At 66.2% G+C, this 20554-nt stretch carries 26 protein-coding genes; 12 read left to right on the top strand and 14 right to left on the bottom strand.

All coding sequences use genetic code 11. From position 1 onward, the window contains the following. Positions 1-239 precede the first annotated feature (239 nt). The gene (locus ACVJ1F_RS14095) at positions 240-638 is read right to left on the bottom strand and encodes a hypothetical protein (protein WP_456886965.1); all 399 of its coding nucleotides are present in this window, start codon (positions 636-638) and stop codon (positions 240-242) included. A 233-nt stretch (positions 639-871) separates the two neighbouring features. Continuing rightward, the gene (locus tag ACVJ1F_RS14090; protein WP_456886963.1) at positions 872-1165 is read right to left on the bottom strand and encodes a hypothetical protein; all 294 of its coding nucleotides are present in this window, start codon (positions 1163-1165) and stop codon (positions 872-874) included. A 413-nt stretch (positions 1166-1578) separates the two neighbouring features. Here ACVJ1F_RS14090 and ACVJ1F_RS14085 point away from each other — a divergent pair, with 413 nt between their 5' ends. Next, on the top strand, positions 1579-1845 hold the full coding sequence (locus ACVJ1F_RS14085; RefSeq protein WP_456886961.1) for a hypothetical protein: 267 nt from the start codon (positions 1579-1581) through the stop codon (positions 1843-1845). 140 nt (positions 1846-1985) lie between these two features. Continuing rightward, entirely contained in the window at positions 1986-3047 is a 1062-nt protein-coding gene (locus ACVJ1F_RS14080) for a hypothetical protein (protein WP_456886959.1), read from the top strand. 43 nt (positions 3048-3090) lie between these two features. On the opposite strand, the gene ACVJ1F_RS14075 is transcribed toward ACVJ1F_RS14080, so the two are convergent. Then, on the bottom strand, positions 3091-3789 hold the full coding sequence (locus tag ACVJ1F_RS14075; protein ID WP_456886957.1) for a hypothetical protein: 699 nt from the start codon (positions 3787-3789) through the stop codon (positions 3091-3093). 234 nt (positions 3790-4023) lie between these two features. Here ACVJ1F_RS14075 and ACVJ1F_RS14070 point away from each other — a divergent pair, with 234 nt between their 5' ends. After that, positions 4024-4173 carry a hypothetical protein gene (locus tag ACVJ1F_RS14070; protein ID WP_456886955.1) on the top strand — a complete coding sequence of 50 codons (150 nt, stop codon included), beginning with the start codon at positions 4024-4026 and terminating at the stop codon, positions 4171-4173. An 82-nt stretch (positions 4174-4255) separates the two neighbouring features. Here ACVJ1F_RS14070 and ACVJ1F_RS14065 read toward each other — a convergent pair whose 3' ends face one another. Further along, the gene (locus ACVJ1F_RS14065; protein ID WP_456886953.1) at positions 4256-4564 is read right to left on the bottom strand and encodes a hypothetical protein; all 309 of its coding nucleotides are present in this window, start codon (positions 4562-4564) and stop codon (positions 4256-4258) included. A 427-nt stretch (positions 4565-4991) separates the two neighbouring features. Between ACVJ1F_RS14065 and ACVJ1F_RS14060 the strand changes: the two genes are divergently transcribed. Both ACVJ1F_RS14060 and ACVJ1F_RS14055 read left to right on the top strand, forming a co-directional pair. Further along, complete coding sequence (locus ACVJ1F_RS14060) at positions 4992-5408, top strand: hypothetical protein (RefSeq protein ID WP_456886951.1); 417 nt, start codon at positions 4992-4994, stop codon at positions 5406-5408. A gap of 555 nt (positions 5409-5963) precedes the next feature. Then, positions 5964-6422, top strand: a complete 459-nt coding sequence (locus ACVJ1F_RS14055) for a hypothetical protein (RefSeq protein WP_456886949.1) — start codon at positions 5964-5966, stop codon at positions 6420-6422. A gap of 58 nt (positions 6423-6480) precedes the next feature. Here ACVJ1F_RS14055 and ACVJ1F_RS14050 read toward each other — a convergent pair whose 3' ends face one another. Further along, positions 6481-7170 (bottom strand): hypothetical protein, encoded by a 690-nt coding sequence (locus ACVJ1F_RS14050; protein ID WP_285061945.1) that lies wholly within the window; start codon positions 7168-7170, stop codon positions 6481-6483. 716 nt (positions 7171-7886) lie between these two features. On the opposite strand from ACVJ1F_RS14050, the gene ACVJ1F_RS14045 reads away from it, so the two are divergent. Continuing rightward, positions 7887-8645 carry a hypothetical protein gene (locus ACVJ1F_RS14045; RefSeq protein ID WP_456886947.1) on the top strand — a complete coding sequence of 253 codons (759 nt, stop codon included), beginning with the start codon at positions 7887-7889 and terminating at the stop codon, positions 8643-8645. Positions 8646-8664: 19 nt separating this feature from the next. Here the strand turns inward: ACVJ1F_RS14045 and ACVJ1F_RS14040 are convergent, their stop codons facing one another. The 3 genes from ACVJ1F_RS14040 to ACVJ1F_RS14030 form a co-directional block, all read right to left on the bottom strand. Beyond that, positions 8665-8850, bottom strand: coding sequence for a hypothetical protein (locus tag ACVJ1F_RS14040; protein WP_456886945.1), 186 nt, complete (start codon positions 8848-8850; stop codon positions 8665-8667). A gap of 114 nt (positions 8851-8964) precedes the next feature. After that, a complete protein-coding gene (locus ACVJ1F_RS14035; protein WP_456886943.1) occupies positions 8965-9504 on the bottom strand; it encodes a hypothetical protein in 540 nt (179 codons plus the stop codon). A 542-nt stretch (positions 9505-10046) separates the two neighbouring features. Further along, positions 10047-10922 (bottom strand): cyclase family protein, encoded by an 876-nt coding sequence (locus ACVJ1F_RS14030; RefSeq protein WP_456886941.1) that lies wholly within the window; start codon positions 10920-10922, stop codon positions 10047-10049. Positions 10923-11062: 140 nt separating this feature from the next. Here ACVJ1F_RS14030 and ACVJ1F_RS14025 point away from each other — a divergent pair, with 140 nt between their 5' ends. Beyond that, on the top strand, positions 11063-11527 hold the full coding sequence (locus ACVJ1F_RS14025; protein ID WP_456886939.1) for a MarR family winged helix-turn-helix transcriptional regulator: 465 nt from the start codon (positions 11063-11065) through the stop codon (positions 11525-11527). 34 nt (positions 11528-11561) lie between these two features. Here ACVJ1F_RS14025 and ACVJ1F_RS14020 read toward each other — a convergent pair whose 3' ends face one another. From ACVJ1F_RS14020 to ACVJ1F_RS14000, 5 genes are all read right to left on the bottom strand, one after another. Then, positions 11562-12587, bottom strand: a complete 1026-nt coding sequence (locus ACVJ1F_RS14020) for a S66 family peptidase (RefSeq protein ID WP_456886937.1) — start codon at positions 12585-12587, stop codon at positions 11562-11564. A 134-nt stretch (positions 12588-12721) separates the two neighbouring features. Continuing rightward, the gene (locus ACVJ1F_RS14015; protein ID WP_456886935.1) at positions 12722-12976 is read right to left on the bottom strand and encodes a hypothetical protein; all 255 of its coding nucleotides are present in this window, start codon (positions 12974-12976) and stop codon (positions 12722-12724) included. Between the two features lie 82 nt (positions 12977-13058). Beyond that, positions 13059-13268, bottom strand: coding sequence for a hypothetical protein (locus ACVJ1F_RS14010; protein ID WP_456886933.1), 210 nt, complete (start codon positions 13266-13268; stop codon positions 13059-13061). A gap of 172 nt (positions 13269-13440) precedes the next feature. Further along, positions 13441-13647, bottom strand: a complete 207-nt coding sequence (locus ACVJ1F_RS14005; protein WP_173154481.1) for a hypothetical protein — start codon at positions 13645-13647, stop codon at positions 13441-13443. A gap of 305 nt (positions 13648-13952) precedes the next feature. After that, on the bottom strand, positions 13953-15263 hold the full coding sequence (locus ACVJ1F_RS14000) for a cytochrome P450 (RefSeq protein WP_456886931.1): 1311 nt from the start codon (positions 15261-15263) through the stop codon (positions 13953-13955). A gap of 211 nt (positions 15264-15474) precedes the next feature. Here ACVJ1F_RS14000 and ACVJ1F_RS13995 point away from each other — a divergent pair, with 211 nt between their 5' ends. From ACVJ1F_RS13995 to kdpC, 5 genes are read left to right on the top strand one after another with little or no spacing between them, the layout of a single operon-like run. After that, positions 15475-15615, top strand: a complete 141-nt coding sequence (locus tag ACVJ1F_RS13995; protein WP_156155567.1) for a hypothetical protein — start codon at positions 15475-15477, stop codon at positions 15613-15615. Beyond that, a complete protein-coding gene (gene kdpF, locus ACVJ1F_RS13990) occupies positions 15612-15701 on the top strand; it encodes a K(+)-transporting ATPase subunit F (protein ID WP_071257733.1) in 90 nt (29 codons plus the stop codon). Before ACVJ1F_RS13995 ends, kdpF begins: the two co-directional genes overlap by 4 nt. Next, positions 15701-17374 carry a potassium-transporting ATPase subunit KdpA gene (gene kdpA, locus ACVJ1F_RS13985; protein WP_456886928.1) on the top strand — a complete coding sequence of 558 codons (1674 nt, stop codon included), beginning with the start codon at positions 15701-15703 and terminating at the stop codon, positions 17372-17374. Before kdpF ends, kdpA begins: the two co-directional genes overlap by 1 nt. Before the next feature lie 2 nt (positions 17375-17376). Next, complete coding sequence (kdpB, locus tag ACVJ1F_RS13980; protein WP_456886926.1) at positions 17377-19536, top strand: potassium-transporting ATPase subunit KdpB; 2160 nt, start codon at positions 17377-17379, stop codon at positions 19534-19536. A 31-nt stretch (positions 19537-19567) separates the two neighbouring features. Next, a complete protein-coding gene (gene kdpC / locus ACVJ1F_RS13975; RefSeq protein ID WP_456886924.1) occupies positions 19568-20173 on the top strand; it encodes a potassium-transporting ATPase subunit KdpC in 606 nt (201 codons plus the stop codon). 24 nt (positions 20174-20197) lie between these two features. Here kdpC and ACVJ1F_RS13970 read toward each other — a convergent pair whose 3' ends face one another. Beyond that, positions 20198-20470, bottom strand: a complete 273-nt coding sequence (locus ACVJ1F_RS13970) for a hypothetical protein (RefSeq protein WP_148053659.1) — start codon at positions 20468-20470, stop codon at positions 20198-20200. Positions 20471-20554: the final 84 nt, after the last annotated feature.

Below are 20554 nucleotides of genomic sequence, written 5' to 3'. Positions count from 1 at the left end.
GCGACCAGCCACTCGCCTCGACGAGCTCGAGTTCCTCCGGGCCCGTGGGCCGCCAGAGCACAACGCTGCTGTCAGCGTCCGATCGTGTGGTCATGAGAACAGGATGTTGGATGGAACGCCCATTTCCTACCTGTCTATCCGTCGACGTGAGCGACCGTCGACCTGGCTCCTCCCCGGCGTCCGATAGACGATCGGCTACCGGGAGGCCGCCGAGCTGCCGCGGCGCAAGCCGCAGCGGTCTACGTGAAAAGCGCCAGGGGAAGCGACACCACGAAACACACGGGCGGTACGATCGCGATACCACCACAGACGCCGGCCCATCGGCCAGTGCGGCCGCCTAGCGCGCCGGCGATGAGCGCGAGCACAATCGAGGCGACCAGCAGGAATGGCACGGCGAACCAGACCATTGAGGTCCACTCTGCGGCGGAGAACCAGAGCCACGAACCCTCGGCGCAGGCCGTGACGAAGCAGACGATGAGGGTCAGCGGGGCGAGCAATCGAGCCCGACCGGTCGGCTCGGACTCGGCGGCGGGGCCGCCTTCCGACCAGGCAGACGAGTCAGCGAGGGAGTCACGGTGGGGGAGCGCTGCCACCTCCGCCTCAGCCCGGCGGAGCAATTCGCGGTCGGCGTCGTTCATGCCCTGACCCTAGCGCCGGCGTGGCCACCGGCCGCGTTAGCACCCTCGAATTTGCCTCGCATCCTCGATGACTCGACTCCAGAGCGTGTCCGATAGGGGATCGGTCACCGGGATGCTCCTGGGTCGTACCCAGTGGGCACCGACTCCTACTGCTTCGCCCACGGCCGAGAACAGCGTTAAGTGTCCGGTCCAAGCCAAAGGTCGAACTGGCTCCGAAGAGCAAGCGCCAAGGCTCAGACAACGATGATGGCGTCACCGTTCCAGATCTGGAAGCTCTCGAACTGCACCGAATCATCAACGGCCTCAAGCGCACGACTGTCTCCGAACTCAATGCGGATCGCGTCTTCTGCCAGACGGTAGGCGTTGGTCACATCCATGGACAGCAGCGCAACAACCTCGCCGGCACCAGCAGAGATCTCGTCATAAACGAGAACGCTTCCGGCCTTGTCGATCCGGTAGACCGACTCGATGGACAACCGCACCCGCTCATCGAAACGCAGCTGAAGTTGAAACTGGGTGAAATCCACGGACTCGAGCCTCGTGCCGGGAAGGAACGACAGATCGATATCGACGGGGACGCCATACATACGGCGAGGCTAGCTTGCAGCTAGACGTCCTTCACCAGAGCCGGCCAGATGCCCGATAGACGATCGGCCATCGGCCATCGTCTGTCAGGATCTGCCCATGATCTCGCGCATAGCCATAGTCCCTGTCGTGCTCTTCGTCGGCGTCGCTGGCTTCGCCTTGGGCTGGAACGGATGGGTCGTGGGGACCATCGGTTTGTTCTTCGGTGTTGCTGCGGTCGGTGGTGACTCCCTTGTGGAGCGGTCACGCCGCCGACAAGTCGGCAAGGCGTCTGATGCGCCTCGTCTTGGTGCCCGATAGGGAATAGGCCATCGGTCGCGACTGCTCGGGTCGAAGAATGGGTTTTACTCGTGGCATGGGTAGTCACTCCGGGGATCCGGCATCAGGCGAGCAGCGTGTCCCGCTCGAGCAGGCTCTGGCGGGCTTAGAAGTCCATCCACTGGAGGAAGGCGAGACGGCCATTGAGGCGTTCGTGCTTGTGAAGACCCTAAATGCCGTGGGGGAAGCGACGTGGGCCTACAGAACGACAAACAGGCTCAACCGCGAAGAACTGCTGGGGGCCCTGACGGTTCAGGTCGCAGTTCTTACAAAAGAGATGCGCGACGAGTGGGATGACGACTGAGTCCCTGACAAGCGCGCTTTGCGTCGACCTGAGTTAGTGCCCGATGGGGGATGGTGCAGCGGCCGTTTCGACGCGTGATGGACGCGAAGGAGTCAGGTTCGGTGGCCTAGGGGATTGCTTGGATTCTCTAGTGTTGCGGCATGGCTGACCTCCCTTCGATGGAAACACTCGCGGAGATATCCACGCATTGGGGTCAGCGTCGGTCGCCGGCGCCGCCTGGTTCGGTGGAGGACTACCGCTTCGGCAGTGGGGTCCTCTTGGAGTTCGACAGGCTCCCGACCTTGCATCAGCATGCCGAGCAGGCCATGCAATACGCCGAGATCATCTTCTGCGACCTGACGCTTCTTCGAGCCCTGAGGCAAGGCGCATCCGACGCCAGCGTCTTCGTCTCGACTTTTGCGTGGTCTCGTGGACCGGAGCCTGAGGATCGTGACTCGTGGCTCAAGCGTTTCCTCCCGGCACGCCTATGGCAGTCGGACATCAGCGTGACGTGGATGGCCGATCCAAACTTTGCCGAAGAGCTCCCCATCTACGAGCACACGTACGTCACCCAGCTCGGACTAGACGATCCTGGCCTTGCTGCCGCGTTGGCGCTGTCCTCAGGGATGGATGGGGAATCGTTGGCGATCTACCCGTCAGATGCCTCGTGGGTGTTCACCCAAAAGGAGGACGGGGCCTTTGTCCGGACTGACGGGGACAGAGCTGCCGAATTGGTGGCTCAGTTCCCTGAATGGGTCGGGCGGGCAACCCACGTGAGGCGATCGAATGCCCGCTTGGAAGATCAACGCGACTGGCAGATCGATTTCTCGTATCTTGACGAGCGGACTGCTTCGCGCATCCTGGACATGGCAGAGACCCAGGGGCTTCTGGAATGGCCAGCAGGTGGACGCCTCGTTGATCCTCGAGACGATCACAAGCTGGCCCTCTCTCGAGAGCAGGGGCAGCGCCTCCGAGTGCTCGCTACTGATGCGCCGGGCCTCGTCGTGGACGACTTCACGGGCGAAGGGCGCGAGATGACCCCGGCCATGGTGCGGGAGGAGATCGAAGAAGGACAGGACCCCCTGGCGGGTCTCGACGAGTTCATCGACGAAGTGGCCTACCGTCATCCCGCCGAGGCCAAAGACGGTCATCTTCCGAAGCGTTTCTGGAGCCCACGGCACAGTTACGACGGCATCGACGGATCGGATCTCGCGTCTACCTGAAACACGCAAAAGTCCGAGGGCCCGGCGTCTTAAAAGGGGATCGTCATGCGGGGCTCGATGTCGGGCGTCGGTTGATGGTGTCGCCGTTCCAGGAGAGGTCGGAGTCCTCCGTGACCTGGTAGACCTCGAAGCGGTCGTCGGTGAGGATCGATTCGATGAGTGGTTGGGAGCCGGCGACGATGGTGGAGTCCCAGTCGATTTCGGTGGCGAGTACCCAGGCGTGATCCTCCGGCCAGAGCAATTGCGGTGGTTCGTCGCTTCGGAAGCCGATGTGTGGACCCCAGCCAGGCGTTGCCAGCTCCGCAGTACCGGTGTGCGCCAGAACGTAGTCGTACCGATCGATGGCGACCGATCGGCCGACAAGGCTCTGGCCGGTGCCGCCGATCCAGTACGCCGCGAGGGCGTCGTCTGGTGTCGCGGTCTGGACCCTCAACAGCGGCGCGAGGGCTGCCAGAACTTGCGGGTCGAGGTGCCCGATATCGCTGGTTCCACCCCGTGGCTCATCAAGGTCAAGTAGCCGCTCCCACTGGACGAGAGGGTGCATCACTTTGCCAGCCGCGGTGGCGACGTCGGACCACCGGCGGTGTTCCCAGCGGCCGTCTCCCGTGGGTCGGGGGTGGAGGATGCGCGCGTAGGCCTCGAAACCGTACCCAGCGACGGAGCCGACCCTCGCCCACCCTCTGACGCGGTGCATCCGCGGCCCTAGCCAAGCAGCGCGTTCGACATCATCGATGATCTTCATGCTCGCGACCCTGCCACGCGTGCAAAGCCGTGCCAAGGACGAGTAGTTGTTCAGGGGCTGCGCCGCGTCGGCAGATACACCCTCGGGACGGCGGGCCGCATTAGGCCGCATTAGGCAGTACCTTCCGGAGAGTGTCGTCCACAGCCGACCTTTCGGCCCGCGAGGTTATTTCTCTTGATCGATACGGAGCCACAGGTGCCCTCCAACGTTCCTCGCTTGAGAAAGCTCATGGGCGTGGCCACGATCTTCTATGTTCTGGCTGCCGCCCTGTTCATCGCCGAGGTCTTCAGTGACCTGCCAAATCTGCTCATGCTCCTAGGCGTGGGACTGATCGTGATCGGCATCTACTTCAATGTTCGAGCCATGGCTGAGATGCGACGCTAGAAACCGTTCCTTCACGAAACCGACCTAGAGAGAACGCTCTGCGTCCCGATAGTCGATCGGGTTTCGGACAGTGCCGGTGAGATCAGGCGAAGCGGCTTTGAAGGTCCTTCTCGAGCTGAGTGAAACGCTGTTCGTAGGCCTGATAGTGCCACCTGGTGGCAAATCCGTAAGTGCCTTCGTCGCTCTTCATCTCGAGGTGGATATCACTGCCACTTCCGTTCTCCGTAATCGACCAGCTGACGATCATGGGAAGTCGCTTCTTGCCGGCATTCATTACGCCGCCAAATAATCGGTAGGCGACTCGAGAGCCCGCCTTCACGATGCCCGTGCGAGCGGTCGTCGTGGGCCGGTGAGTCAGCTCGTGAAGGAAGCCAGCGACACGGCCGGCCACGTCGTGAGGCGGGAGGCTAGTCGTGAGGTCCAGGTTGCGCTGGACAGGCTGAAGAGGCATGGCTCTTCTTACCCGACGCGGGCACATGAGGGAACGCGAAAATGTGCGATAGCCGATCGATCATCGCTTATCTGTCAGGACGTTCTTCTGCCAGGATCTGCTCATGGTCTCGCGCATAGCCATCGTCCCGGTGGTGCTCTTCGTCGGCATCGCCGGCTTAGGGCTGGGATGGAACGGATGGGTCGTGGGAGCCCTCGGAGCACTTTTCGGTGTTGCTGCTGTCGCGGCCGACTCGTTCGTAGCGCGTTCACGCCAGCGGCAAGTGAATGAGGCGTTTGATGCGCCTCGCGATTCCACCTGATAATCGATCGCGTAGCGGTCGGTCCACTTACCGGATAATTAGTCAACCGTGGGCAGGAACGAGATTGTGGCAATTCGCATCACGTCGGCAGCGACGAAAGCTGGCGTCGTCGTGTCTGGAATGGTTCTCAGCGTCTTTCTCGGCTTCGGGACAGTCTTCATAGCCGGCGAGGTCGGGGCTGTGACTGCTGCGCTCGTCGTCACGGTTGCGCTCGTTGTCTTCTGCGGCCGGACGTTCAGAGGTGAGGGCGAGCCGGTGCAGCAACGCCGACCGGCGTGGAAGTTGTCTGGTGGCATCGTGTCCAGCCTCGTGATGGGTGTCATCGCGGTGTTCTATGCGTTGGCACTGATGTTCTCGGAGCCCTCGGGGTCGCTGGGTCTGTCCGCAGCAGTCGTAGGCCCGTTCTACGTCTTGGTTGCTGTCGCCTACTTCTTCTCCGCATTCAACCTGCGTCGAGAACTCAAGGCGCGCCGGACCGCTTAGGTACAACTCCGGAGGCGCCGCAGGGTCTACCCGCCCGATAGGGGATCGGTCACCGAGATACGTATCGGACTGACCTAATGAGGCAGCCAACGCCCTGGAGCTGCGGGGGAGTGGGTAGCCCCCGCCGTTACCCGGTGAGCGATCGGTCACCGGGTCTCCTGCTTGGTGCCACCCGGCCGCAGCGTGTGGGCTTTAGCCGGGTACCGTCTGCGGTGTGAGAACTAGCGATGGAAAATGGCTCCCCGACAGTGAACGCGGCCGTCAGGTGTTCAAGTGGTGCGTGTGGATCGGCGCTGCCGCTATCGCGGTCTTCATCGTCGTCATGGGAGTGCAAACCGGCTGGAAGTAGCGGGCAGTACCTGCCGCAGCGCGAATGCCGGCAAACAACGGCAGGGATTGATGGAACTCCCGCGACTAGCGGTGGCCCGCTCGCAACTCCGACACCTAGGTTGAAGCGACCCAGATCTGTCCGATATACGGCGGTTTACCGGGCGATCTAGAGAGCCGAGCAAGCTTAGTGGCCCCGACATCTCCTACCCATGCGATGCTCTTTCGATGAGTCCCATCCGGCTCGCGCCACCCCGGTGGGCGCAGCACGTGAACTTTGCCGCTTGCCTCATCGGGATCGGGACAAGTCTTGCCTTCCTGGGTGCAGCCATCGATCCCGAGATCCGGTCGTGGCCAATCGGGTTGATGGGCATGACCAGCCTGGCGGTCTCAATCTGGGCCGCCATCCGCAGCTACGGCATCCACGTCCTCCTCGACGACACGGACATGCACATCCACGGCACGTTCTGGTCCCGCCACGTTCCCCGTGACCGAATCACGTACATCTCCGACGTCGGGCAAGTCGAGTACAAAGACCTCCGCGGCTACTCGATGACCGTGCACATCACGTGGCTGATGCGGGCAGTCGACGACGACGAACGGTTCGTCCTTGCTCGTCTTCAACGTCCCTGGCGCGAGGCCATAGCCACACTCCAGAACTGGGCCAACGTCAAGGGCGCGGTCTAGAGGGCATCGTGTTTTGTGCCTGCCGGACGAAGGCGCACGGGTGTTCTTGGCTGCGTCGTTACTCGTCAGGAAGAGCAAGCATCGAGCCGGTCGGACGGCTCTTGGGTTTGACGGGTGAGCTATCAACGGGTGCCGGTGGAAGTGCCAGAGCACGGTCGTGCGCAGTGTCGGCACGGCCAGCCGCCACCACCGACGTCAAGACGGTGGCGCTTTGAAGGGCAGCGAAGATGAGGGGCAGAAGCAAGAGGTTCAAGTGTTCAGCAGAGGCGAGGCCAGCAACGACAAGGGCGACCCAGACCAGGACATACCCGCACGGGACCCAGATGGATCGGTCAACGGCAACGACTGACGCCGCAAGCAGTCCCTTTGAGCCGGCGATGACCTCGTCTCGGTCTTCTGGCATGATCTCGGGCGGGTTCTTAGCGAATTGACGATCGATGCGTTCGCTTCGTCGCCAGTTTCCGAGCATCCTTCTTGAGTTGGGTGCAGTGCTGGGGTCGGCCACGGGGATGAAAGCCATGACGAGACAAGCCACGGCGGCCGAGAAGAAGACGATGGCGACGGCGTCTCGTGCTGGTGGCCCGTCGAAGATGTCCCAGTGGACGGCACTAAAAACAAGGAGAGCGGCGGCCGCCAAAACCACGAGGGCGCCCACCCGTGTTCTCCTGCGGACCTTGGCCAAGTCCAGGAACTCTAGGCGCTGCTCTCGGTAGACACGCCAACCACCGCGGATCGCACCCTTGCTCATCCGTTGATGATGCCCGCAGATCGTTCCAGCGCCAAGAAGTGAAGCTAAGACGGTGGGCCCGTCTCAGCTGACGATCGCTCAGCGGGCGACGTCGCGATCTGCTTCGGAACGTGACTGGCACGAACGCGCGTCCCAGTAGTCGGAGCAGGATCATGCTTATGACTAAGCAACGTAAGTCGCGAAGGGCTCTAGCCGTTCAGATCACTGGAGTGATCCTCGTGGTTGTAGCGGGCATCACGTTTTACCAGGGGCAGATCTTCGCGGGCGCAGGACTTCTCCTTTTAGCGTCAATCACGTTGTTCGTCAGCACCGTTGTCGAAAGTCGCAGAGATGCCCGATAGTGGATCGGTCAGCGGTCGAGGCCGCCCCAGGCATCATTGAGGTGTGAGAGCGAGGACAGCTACCTACAAGACGACTCTCGCTGGTGTCTTGGCTGTTCTCAGCGATGTAGATCCGTACGGTCTCGAGCCTGGCTCGCCCGAAGGCGCTCCGTTGGACGAGTACGAGATGGAGGCGGTTGATCTGGTTCGCATGCTTCTCATGGCCGGCGTCGTCACTGCCCAGGATGTCGAAGCGGTCTGGATGCGCTGGTTCTCGGAGTCGCTCGTCCTTCGACTAGGACCGCCCCGAATGGCGCACCTGGTCGATCGCTTAAACGCACTCGTGAACGGCGCCCGATAGGGAACCGGCTACTGACTCGGCATGAGCCTGAATTGATGGCCGGCTGGGTCTTGATGCCGCAGGATGGTCGCATGGCACCGGTCCCCGATGACGTCACCAAGCGGTTCGACGTCTTCGCCACTCGCGCCCGTGCAGAGTTCGGTAGCGCCGTCCGGTCAAAATCCCTCGGGTCAGGCAGTTCGACACCGCCGATGCTTCACGTGGGCCCGTTCTCGGTCGTCGCGGCTGACGGGCTGGTGATCGACATCGCCCCGACCTCAAGAGTGCCAGCCCGGCGGTGGGAGCTCGGTTGGGACGAGGCTGACTTTGCGCAGGCCTGGTTCCTGCTTGCGGACCATCTTCTGACCGAACGCCTCGAGCCTGGCAGTCTCGACGGGTTCGTTGCTCGGGTCATCGCGACTGTCGGGGAGGCTGGTGACGTCAAAGTCTCGACCGTTCAGGCCGAGTTCGACCGTGTCCTGACCGTGACCCCGCGCCGGCACGGGTCCCTGCCTTTCGAGGTCCTGGTGATCAAGGACGACTCGGTCGTCGTCAGCGGTAAGGACTTCGGCTGGTGGGATCTGGGCGGTGACGGCGATGACGGTCTGGTCGAGGCGCTCCGCGTTGTGACGCAGTTCGTGGTCAGAGGTGGGACCGTTCGCAGCACGTGGCGTACGTGTGACCTACTGGACGTTGGCGGCGCTGTCGTTGGCGGCTCGTACCGGGACGGGGTGCATCGGCTGCGTCCCCGTCAGCTGCACTTTCTCCCTTACGTGCTTGGCCCCGCTGCTAAGACCGTGCACCCGTCTCACTAGACGATCGGCGGCCGGACGGTCACTTTCGCGACTGGCGTCGAACGAGCAAGCCGATGAGGAGGGCGAAAATGCCCAGGGCCACGGCAAGAGGCGCGAGAATTGACAGTGCTTCGCGTACAAGCAGACCAGCGATCACGAGGCCTGCGGCGACGACCGCGCAGGTGATGATGATGCGTATCCAGGTAGCCCTCTGCTTCGAAGTCATGGCAGACGCTCCCACGCGATAGGTCGACTTGTCCTGCCCTTTGTCCTGCCCGCTAGGCGATCGGTGTGCGGCCGGGCGTGCGTTCTCATCCGAGGCCCTCCTACTTTTTCGCCGTCAGCTCGCGGTGGTTGCGGGCTGAAGCTGCGACCGTAGATCGTCGACTTGGTGGGCCTGGACGCCGAGCTGGAAGGTGCCTCGGTCGGTCTTGACCTCGATCACGTGCAGGGACGGGTTCACGGACCACATTTGCTTTTTCGAGGGGCGAGCTCCTGAGTCGGCACCTACCTCGTCCACAACGAAGTCGACCGGATCGCCGGATACGAACCGTAGTTGCCACTTGTACCGGCGGAAATGCATTTGTCCCGGGGACGCTTCAACTCGCCCGTGCTGCCACTTCGTCTCTCCTGCGGGTCGAAGAGCGATCTCGAGTCGCTTCCCGAAGATCTTGCGACCTAGTAAGAGGCCGACGAGGATGGCGGCTACTGCTATGACTAACCCCACGCCGGCGCCGCCGAGGAGGAATCCGCTCGAGAGGGGTTCATCCGAGGTGGCTGCCTGCACGATGAGGACGATGCCCAGGCCTGCGGCCAAACCGACACCGATGCTGGCTAGACGGAAACCTTGCCCCTTGAAGAGCGGTGTCTTCTGGCCCATGGTGGTCTCCTTCGATCCCTCAAGCGTGTGCACCTTGGCTGATCATATTCACGCCTGGACAACCCACGGTCGCGGTCTAAGGGTGGCTTAACCCTGCCAAGGCCGTCTCAATAGTCGATGGCTGGCTGCAACGCGAGTTCTCCCTAGATGCGAGGCAACAACACCATGCCGACGAGAAAGGTCGCGATTACAGCTAGGGCAGATAGGGCTAGGACAATCTTGTTGTCTCGAACAACCTTCTTGTCAGGCGTTCGGCCGACTGCTTGGGACCTGCGACCTCGAACCAGTCGAACGATCGACCACACGAAGAATGCCAACGACACGATGGCAACGCTGCTCAGCATCTGTCGAGAATGGCAGACGCAGGGCTGAGCAGCTGGAGAATGACCGTCGGGTAGCCCGATAGGGGATCGTTCACCGAGATCAGTTTCGGACTGACCTATTGAGACAGCCGACGTCCTGTAGCTGCAGGGGAGTGGCTGATCTCCGCCGTTGATCGGTGACCGATCGATCATCGCGACCCGCACGGCCGTGGTGTCGGTCTAGAAGATGGCTTGGGGGTTCACGGGCACGCCGGTGAGGCCGTGGAGGCGGGGCGGGGCGATGCTGAGCAGGAAAGAGTGTCGGCCGAGCTCGGCGCAGGTCGCGGCGAGGTCGTCCGTGGCGACGCTGTCGATCAGGGGCATGCCCAGGCGGGCCAGCCCGACCATGTGCATCGGCATGGGCGTCTCCGGGTCGCTCGGCGGAAAGGAGTCGCTGATGTCGCCGGCGTAGAGCGAGACGCCACGGTCATGCATCCACGTGACCGCGTCGACGGTCATGCCCGGCGCTTGGGTCTCGGCATCCCAGCTGAAGCCCCAACCGCTGCGGACCACCACGGCGTCACCGGGCAGCACCTCGACCCCCGCCCGCGCCTCGGCAGCGTCGAGGTCCGCCGAGGTGACGGGGTGCGCGGACGGCAGCCGCCCCTCCGGTGCCAGGTCGAGCAGGACTCCCCGCGTCGTGATCCCGGCGGCGAAGGCGGTCGTGGAACCGTGAGCGACGCCCCCGGCCGTGACTGCCTCTTCGAGTGGCCGGCCCGGGTACACGGTGCCGTCGACGGGCATGTGGGCGAAAGCATCGATGTGCGTCAGCGCCGGGTGATGCGGCGTCACGACGAGGACCTCGGACATCCCCATGGGCGGCGTGCCCGTGTAGAGCAGCGCCTGCTGCACGGGGGGCGACGGCGGTGCAGGGGGAGCGAACGGCCCGCCGAGCATCGAGGCGGGCTCGACCGGGTACGCGAGCGACACGCTCCGGCCGATCCGCACCTCCTCAGCAGCCCGGGCCCTCGCGGCGTCATCGATCAGGTTCAGCGTGCCGAGTTCGTCATCGGCGCCCCAACGGCCTCGGCCGTCGGGGAGTGCGGGTGTCGTCATGGTGCCTGTCCTGTCATGTCGGGTCGGTGTCGCGCGGGTGGGTGGTGCACACTGCAAGGAGGCCTTGAGAAGCAGGTTCCTGCACCATAGCCTTAAAAACAGGTTCCTGTTTAACGAGGACCGTCGACAAGGAGGTACGTATGAGTGACGAGGGAGGTCGCGGGCTCGAGTCCGTGCTGGGCTGGAACGCGGTCAAGGTCGCCCGCATCATCGGCTCCAAGATCACTGCGGGGATGGCGGAGCACGACGTGAGCCTCGTGCAGTTCGGCGTGCTGTCGTGCCTGGCGGACGGTGCTGAGCTCACGTCGGCGGAGATCGCTCGGGCCGTCTTCGTTCGCCCGCAGAGCATGTCGGATGTGCTCGACGGGATGGAGCGTCGCGGTCTCGTCCGCCGGGTGGGCGTCCGCGCCCGCGGCCGGAGGAACCCCGCCGCGATCACGCCAGCCGGCCAGGCCGTGCTCGACGCGGTGCAGCAGGTGGCCCTGGCGACGAACGACCTCAGCATGTTCGGGCTGGACGCGTCACGGAGCGCGCAACTCAACGCACTGCTGCTCGCTGTCATCGAGGGCGCGGAGAAATCTCCGGGCATGGGCGACGCTTACTGACACATGCCCGATAGGGGATCGTCGACTCGACATTTCAGGCTGTCAGGCGTTGTGTGATGCTGGCGCGGATATCGGTCAGGACGACATCGGCGAGGGCGCCGTTGACCAGTGGCATCTGCGGGGGCTGATGGCCCGTGTCGAAGTCGAGGATCACCGGGAAGTCGAGATCTCCTAGAGTTCGTCGCACGGCGTCTTCTTGGCTGAGCTCCAAGGTGTCTGGGCCGGTGGTGCGTCCGATGAGGACGCCCTTCGCGTCCTCAAACCATCCAGCCAGCCGTAATGACCGGAGCATGCGGAGGACACCGACCGAGTCGGCTCCTGCGGCCTCGAGGTAGACGAGGGTGCCTTCGGGAGCGTGCTCACGGGCGAATCTAGGCACGTCTCCGTATGGCGTGCCTGCCAAGAGCGACACGGTGTCGAGGCACCCACCGATCAGGCGCCCACTCATGGTGATGTCCTTCTCGCCGTCGAGCGTCCGCCACCTGGTCCGGGTCTCGTACGCGCGGTCCCGGTCGAGTGGCTCCTCGCTCCACGCAGCCCAGGGGCGAGAGCGGCGCCGCGGTGCACTGCGTTGCTCGAACGAGCTCCCGGCCGGCATGCTCGCGACGTCTGTCCAACGGCGGAACTCCGTGGGGAGCTCCCACGGCTCGTCCATGAGGTTCGCACCGTGCATGGTGGCCAGCCCGGTGAGGGTCGTCAGCGGCAGGAGCAGGGTGGAGATGTCCGACCAGCCGACGAACCAGGTCTGGGTGTTCGCGAGTGCTGCCCAGTCGATGCCGTCGAGCAGCTCGATGGCCAACTCACCTCCCCAGGGAGGCAGTACCGCGTCACCGGAGCGGAAAGCGTGGTGGAGGTCCAGGACGCGGTCGGCAGCGGACGCGGGAACAAGGCCGCCGATGGTGGCGTGATCCCGGACCTGCACATCCAGGCCCCGGCCTGTCAGCGAGGCCACGGCTGCATGCAGACGCTCGTGCAGTTCTTCAGGGACACCCATCGACGGAGCCGGTACTTCGATGCGTCCTCCTGCACGGAGCGGTGTCGGATACGTGATGCCAGCCATTCGTCGACGCTAGCAATGCGCCCCCTGCTCCCGCCCCACCGTCCCGGTAGCCGATGGACGTCCGGGCTCGGTTGCGAGCACGCGCTGGCCTCAGGTGGACCAAGGACCCCCGCGTCGACGACTCAGTCGTCGTCTCACTCGTCGCGCAGCTCCTTCGAGAGAACTGCGACCTGAACCGTCAGGGCCCCCAGGAGTTCCTCACGGTTGAGCCTGTTCGTCGTTCTGTAAGCCCACGTCGTCTCCCCCTCGGCGTCGAGGGTCTTGACGAGCACGAACGCTTCGATGGCCGTCTCGCCTTCCTCGAGTGGATGGACCTCCAGGCCCGCCAGAGCCTGTTCGATCGGAACACGTTGGCTGCCTGGTGCCGGAATCCCGGAGTGACTACCCATGCCACGAGTGAAGCCCATCATCTGAACACGCTGATCGTGACTCCGGGCCGATCGTCATCTGGACCACCCGCCAGCTGAGGGGCTACAGGTAGTTCTCGTAGTGCAGCCAACGGTCGGCGCGGTGCGTCAACCCGGCAGCTCGGAGGTCGTCTTCTCGCTCCCGTAGCGTGTCGAAACCCACGGTGTTGATGTCATTGACGAGCTGGTCCCGTCGGCGGTCCTGGCCGGCGGTGTAGTCGTCGCGAATGGACTGCACCCACTCCAGCGCCTCGAGGAGCTCGATGACGGGCATCTCCCGGAAACGGGTCGATGCGTCGCGAGGCTCCAGGTTCGCTTCCGTGCTTCTCCTGGGCATGCGACCGGGTCGAATCCTCCTGCTCACACGCGCGAGCATATCCGGGGGCTGCGAGGGGGAGGTGACTCGAGCGGCCTTCGTTCTTCCAGGATCGTCGCAGCGTTACTCCTCACCCCTCCGCCCCGAACAGCTCCTGGACTTCGACGAGGGTGTGACAGAGGCGCTGTTCGTCGGGCTGCGAGAGATCGGTCACCGCGTAGGCGTCCGTCACCCTCTGCACGAAGCCGACGAGGACGTCGATCCCGGTCTTCCCGTTCCGGTAGTCGAGGACGCGCCAGGTGCCCTCGGCGATCGGGTCGAGCAAGATCATGGGCATGGCGCGGGGGAGGCGGCCGGCGGCAGGGGTTGCTCGATCATCGTGGTCGCCTCTCGGATCTCGATGGCGCCCGGGCGCCACGAGAGTGGTGGGTGGGAGCGGCGTCGTGGGCGAGCCGATGTCGCACGTGACCGGCGACGGAGTCGGCTCGTCCCGTGACGGCGACGAGCAGGACGAAGGCGACGAGGTGAGCGAAACCGCGGGTGGGGATCGGCATGGATCGTGTCTATGCCCGGGGCCGGATGCGCGAAGAGGGGTTGCCGAGAACCCCCGCTCGGAGGTAAGGCCGATCGCGTCGCGGGTCGTCAGTGGAACGGGCACCGGGATGGTGCTCCGGCTGCGCGGACCCGGCCGCCGGACGACGGCTTCGTCGGCAGCCGTCGCCGGTCGACGTCGAGCCCGTCGTCGAGGATCGCCAGGCGAGGGTCGCTGAGCGCGGTGACGGCGGCGGCGAGGCCGGCGATGGCGAGCTTCTCGCCGGGGCATCGGTGTCCGCCCGCGGGGTCCCCGCCACCGTGAGGGATGAACGTCGAGATCGCCTCGTAGTCGTCGACGCCCACGAAACGTTCCGGATCGAACTCGGAGGCGCGGTTCCAGGAGGCGTCATCCGTGTCGGTGCCGAGGATGTCGAGCAGGACCCGCCCGCCGGCGGGGAGCTCCCGTCCGTCGATCTCGACGTCGTGGCGCGCCCAGCCGGGCAGCATCGGGACGAACGGCGCGGTCCGCCGGACCTCCTGCGCGAACGCGACGGCGAGCGGCCCACCGGTCGACGTTCCACGGTCGGTGGCTTCCTCGGCGATCCGCTCTCGCCACTCGGGGTGGTCGTGCAGTGCCTTCGCGGCGAATGCGACGAAGCGGGCCACCGCGATCATCGGGCGGATGCTGTTCTGCAGCTCGATCCCCGCCAGCTTCGCGGGCAGCAGCTCGCCCTCGGGGTCCCGGTGCCGAGCCCACTCGTCGAGGGCCGTGCCTTCCCCGGGCGCGAGAGCGCCGGCGCGAACCGCCTCGACGAGGCGGCGGGCGTGCCGATCGGACCAGGCACGGTTCACCGCTGCCAGCAGGTACTCGGGGGAGTACGGCACACCGAAGCCGTCGACGATCTGCGCGAGGCGGGCCGACCAGCGGGTCCGCGCCTCCGGGGTCCCCGGCAGGCCCGCCCACCTCATGCTCGCGCGACCGAACGCCCCGACGGCCGCATCGTAGGCGGAGCGTCGACCCCCGGACAGCCAGGCCTCGATCTCGTGCCGCCACTCCCGTTCGAGCAGGGGCGTCAGCCGGGCGACCTGGTCGTCCTCGTACGCGACGTCGAGGAACGTCGCCTTGCGGTGCCGGTGTTCCGCTCCGTCGAGGCTGTGCACGGACCCGGTGCCGAAGAGCGTCTGCTGGACGATCGCGGGCATGGCCCCGTGCCGAGCGATCTGCCGTTCGTCGTAGAAGAGCTCGACGGCCTCGGCGCCCCGGACCAGCAGCGCCTCCCGCCCGAGCAGGCGGAGAGGCACGGCCCGGGCGCCCGTCCGCGTTCGCTCCCAGAGGCGCGCACCGAAACCGTGACCCCGGGTGAGCAGGGAGATCGAGTCGTCGCGAAGCGGGTTCGTCCTAGGTGTCGAGGGGAACATGCGGCCATCGTGCCAGCGCTCGCGCATTCGCGACCAGGCGATCTCGCCGAGGTCACGGCCGTCCGCCGGGAGCGTCGTCGCCGTCGTCGCGCCTCCCGGCCCCGGTGGGCGTGTGGTGAGCGTGTGGTGTCCGTGAGGAAGACGCCGATCGCCGTAGGGAAGTCGTAAGGGCCCGCGATGGGCGGTGCGGCGCGGTGTCTACTGACTCGCTGTGCCCACGACGGGCACCGGGCCGTCCGGCCCGTCGATCGTCCTCCTTGGAGTCGTAGTGCTCGACATCGTGTACGTGCTCGCCGTCATCGCTGTGTTCGCAGTGGTGTCCCTCGTGGCGAAGGGGGTCGAGAAGCTGTGATCGTGTTCAGCATCGGGGCCGCCGTCCTCGCCGTGGCCGCCCTGGCGTACCTCGTGTACGCCCTCGTGAAGCCCGAGCGCTTCTGATGGACGCGGTGTTCGGCATCCTCCAGATCCTCACGGTCGTCGTGGTCCTCGTCGTCGCGTACCGCCCCCTCGGCGACCACATGGCGAGGATCTTCACCACCGCGAGGGACGCCCGCGTCGAGCGCGGTTTCTACCGCCTCGTCGGCGTCGACCCGACGTCGGAACAGACCTGGCCGGCCTACCTCCGAGGCGTCCTGACGTTCTCGGTGGTCGGGGTCCTCCTCGTCTACGCGATCCAGCGCCTCCAGGCGTTCCTGCCCTACTCGCTCGGCTTCCCGGCCGTCCCCGAGGGCCTGTCGTTCAACACCGCGGCCTCCTTCGTCACGAACACCAACTGGCAGTCGTACTCGCCCGACGTGACCCTCGGCTACGCCGTCCAGCTCGGCGGACTCGCCGTCCAGAACTTCGTCTCCGCGGCCGTCGGCATCGCCGTCGCCGTCGCACTGATCCGCGGGCTCGCCCGGGCGAGGAGCGGCACGCTCGGCAACTTCTGGGTCGACCTGACCCGCTCGATCACGCGTCTCCTCCTGCCCCTGGCCTTCGTGTCGGCGATCGTCCTGGTCGCCGGCGGCGTGATCCAGGACTTCGCGGGATTCACCGACGTCACGACCCTCACCGGCGGCAGCGCGACGATCCCCGGCGGCCCCGCGGCCTCGCAGGAGGCGATCAAGCTGCTCGGCACGAACGGCGGCGGCTTCTTCAACGCCAACAGCTCGCACCCGTTCGAGAACCCGACCGCCTGGACGAGCGTGTTCCAGGTCGTGCTGATGCTCGTCATCCCGTTCTCGCTGCCTCGCACCTTCGGTCGCATGGTCGGCTCGACGAAGCAGGGCGTCGCGATCGCGGCGGTGATGACGACGATCTTCGCCGTCTCTCTCAGCGCCATGACGTGGTTCGAGCTGCGGGGCGCCGGCACGGCGACCCAACTCGCCGGCGGCGCGATGGAGGGCAAGGAGGCGCGGTTCGGCATCTGGGGATCGACCCTGTTCGGGACCACCTCCACGCTGACCTCGACGGGTGCGGTCAACTCGATGCACGACTCGTACACCGCGCTCGGCGGCATGATGGCGATGCTGAACATGATGCTCGGCGAGATCGCCCCCGGCGGCGTCGGCTCGGGCCTGTACGGCATGCTCGTGCTCGCCGTGATCACGGTGTTCATCGCCGGCCTGCTCGTCGGCCGCACCCCCGAGTACCTCGGCAAGAAGATCGGGCCGCGCGAGATCAAGCTCGCCAGCCTCTACATCCTCGTCACGCCGACCATCGTGCTCGCCTTCACGGCGCTGAGCTTCGCGATCCCCGCCGTGCGCGCCGACGTCGAGGGCACGTCGATCTGGAACCCGGGCCTGCACGGCTTCAGCGAGGTGCTCTACGCCTTCACCTCCGCCGCGAACAACAACGGCTCGGCGTTCGCGGGCCTGACGGCGAACACCCCGTGGTTCAACACCACCCTCGGCGTCGCGATGCTGTTCGGACGGTTCCTCCCGATCGTGCTCGTGCTCGCCCTCGCCGGCTCCTTCGCCGCACAGGACAGGGTCCCCGCCACCGCCGGGACCCTGCCCACCCACCGCCCGCAGTTCGTGGGCCTGCTCACCGGCGTCTCGGTGATCATCACCGCGCTGACCTACTTCCCCGTCCTCGCACTGGGACCTCTCGCCGAAGGGCTGAAGTGACCATGTCCGTCTCCACCGACACCCCCACCACCGACCACGAACGCGAGGGCGACCAGGCCCCGACGAACCGAGGAGGCGCGTTCGGCGCCGCCCAGCTCGTCGCGGCCCTGCCCGGCGCCTTCCGCAAACTCGACCCGCGCGAGATGTGGCACAACCCCGTCATGTTCATCGTCGAGGTCGGCGCCGCCTACACGACGGTCCTCGCGATCGCCGGTCTCTTCACCGGTCCCGAGACCTCGGGCGGCTCGCCCGTCCCCGGCTCCTTCACCTGGGCCATCGCCGTCTGGCTCTGGCTCACCGTCGTCTTCGCCAACCTCGCCGAGTCCGTCGCCGAGGGGCGCGGCAAGGCACAGGCCGAGACCCTCAAGGCGACCCGCACCAGCACCACCGCCCAGCGCGTGGTCTCGTACGACGCGACGTCCGACGCCGGTGCCGAGCGCGCCTCCTTGGAGTCGGTGTCCTCGGCCGACCTGACGCTCGGCGACACGGTCGTCGTGACCGCCGGCGAGCTGATCCCGGGTGACGGCGACATCGTCTGGGGCATCGCGAGCGTCGACGAGTCGGCCATCACGGGCGAGTCCGCCCCGGTCATCCGCGAGTCGGGCGGCGACCGCAGCGCGGTCACCGGCGGCACCCGCGTGCTGTCCGACCGAGTCGTCGTGCGCATCACGAGCAAGCCCGGCGAGACCTTCGTCGACCGCATGATCCGTCTCGTCGAGGGAGCCTCGCGTCAGAAGACGCCGAACGAGATCGCGCTGAACATCCTGCTCGCGAGCCTGTCCATCGTCTTCGTCGTCGTGACGCTGACGCTCAATCCCATCGCGGCCTACAGCGACGCGTCGGTGAGCATCCCCGTGCTCATCGCCCTGCTGGTCTGCCTCATCCCCACGACGATCGGTGCGCTGCTCAGCGCCATCGGCATCGCGGGCATGGACCGTCTCGTGCAGCGCAACGTGCTCGCGATGTCGGGCCGCGCGGTCGAGGCCGCGGGTGACGTCACGACGCTGCTGCTCGACAAGACCGGCACCATCACCTACGGCAACCGGCAGGCGGCCGAGTTCACCCCGCTCGACGGCATCGCCCGCGCCGAACTCGTCGACGCCGCCGCCCGGTCCTCGCTCAGCGACCCGACCCCCGAGGGCAAGTCGATCGTCGACCTCGCCCTCACGACGGGGTGGCACGACGCCGACGGTCGGCCGGGAGAGATCGTGCCCTTCACCGCCCAGACCCGCATGTCGGGCCTCGACCTGCCCGACGGCACGCAGATCCGCAAGGGCGCCGGCGCCTCCGTCATCGCCTGGGTCGAGGAGGACCGCCCTCTCGCCGGCACCGAGCACGACGAACTGCAGGCCCGCATCGACGAGATCTCGAACGCCGGAGGGACCCCCCTGGTCGTCGCGACCAAGAGCACGGCCTCGGATGCTCGCGTCCTCGGCGTCGTGTACCTCAAGGACGTCGTCAAGGCCGGCCTGCGCGAACGGTTCGCCGAGCTGCGCAGCATGGGCATCCGCACGGTCATGATCACCGGCGACAACCCCCTGACCGCCAAGGCGATCGCGGCCGAGGCCGGCGTCGACGACTACCTCGCCGAGGCCACCCCGGAGGACAAGCTCGCCCTCATCCGCCGGGAGCAAGAAGGAGGCGCGCTCGTCGCGATGACCGGCGACGGCACCAACGACGCCCCGGCCCTGGCCCAGGCCGACGTCGGCGTCGCGATGAACACCGGCACCTCGGCCGCCAAGGAGGCCGGCAACATGGTCGACCTCGACAGCGACCCGACGAAGCTGATCGACATCGTCCGCATCGGCAAGCAGCTGCTCATCACCCGGGGCGCCCTCACGACGTTCTCGATCGCCAACGACGTCGCGAAGTACTTCGCGATCATCCCGGCCATGTTCGCCGGGGTGTTCCCGGGCCTCGGGCTGCTGAACGTCATGCAGCTGTCCTCGCCGGCCTCGGCGATCCTGTCGGCGATCGTGTTCAACGCGCTCGTGATCGTCGTGCTCATCCCGCTCGCCCTGCGCGGCGTCGCGTACCGGGCGGCATCGGCGTCGTCGATCCTGTCGCGCAACCTCCTCGTCTACGGACTCGGCGGCGTCGTCGCCCCGTTCGTCGGCATCAAGATCATCGACCTGATCGTCAGCCTGCTGCCCGGCTTCTGAGCCGGCGCGGACGACCAACGAGAGAGAGACCATGAACACCCGCACCCTGTTCCGCCAGTACGGCGTCGCCCTCCGCGCGATGCTCGTCTTCACCGCCGTCCTCGGCGTGGCCTACACGGCCGCCGTCACCGGGATCGGCCAGCTCGTCCCCGGCGGTGAGGCGGACGGTTCCGCCGTCCGGGTCGACGGGCGGACCGTCGGCTCGTCGCTCATCGGGCAGTCGTTCACCGACGCCGACGGGGTCGCCCTGCCCGAGTGGTTCCAGTCGCGGCCTTCCGCCGCCGGTGACGGCTACGACGCCTCCGCCTCGAGCGGCAGCAACTACGGGCCCGAGAACCCGGACCTCGTCGCCGCCGTCGAGGAGCGACGGGCGGCGATCGCCGAGAGCGACGGCGTCGCCCCGGAGGACGTCCCCGTCGACGCGCTCACCGCCTCCGCGTCCGGGCTCGACCCGCACATCAGCCCCGAGTACGCGCGCATCCAGGTCGATCGGGTCGCCGCGGCACGGGACCTGCCGGTCGCGGACGTCGAGGCGCTCGTCGAGGCGCACACCCAGGGCCGGGACCTCGGCTACCTGGGCGAGCCCACCGTGAACGTGCTCGAGCTCAACGCGGCCCTGGCCGAGACGGGACGCTGAGGCCGGCGCGCCGCGACCTCGAGGTCAGTCGTAGACGCGGCCCAGCACCCACCCGCCGTCGGTGCCGAGGACGACCTCGAACATGTGGGTCGTGTCGTCGTCGTCGGTGGCCTGGAAACGCCAGCCGACGAAGCGACGGGGCGGGTGCGTGATGAAGGGGGGCGTCACGGCCGGCTCGACCCGCAGCTCGGTCGGGGTGTCGCTCACCCGCCACCGTCGGCAGGACCAGACCAGCCGCGCCGGCAGGTCGCGCTCGAACCACAACGCGACGGGCTCGTGGGTGGTCTGGGTGCTCATGTCGTCCTCCTGCACGTTCGAACGTGTGTTCGAACGGATCGAGTGTAGGTCAGGCCGGGAGGGCGGGCAACCAGATCACGATCG

Source organism: Frigoribacterium sp. 2355 (assembly GCF_054060695.1).
This window is presented reverse-complemented; position numbering and strand designations above follow the sequence as displayed.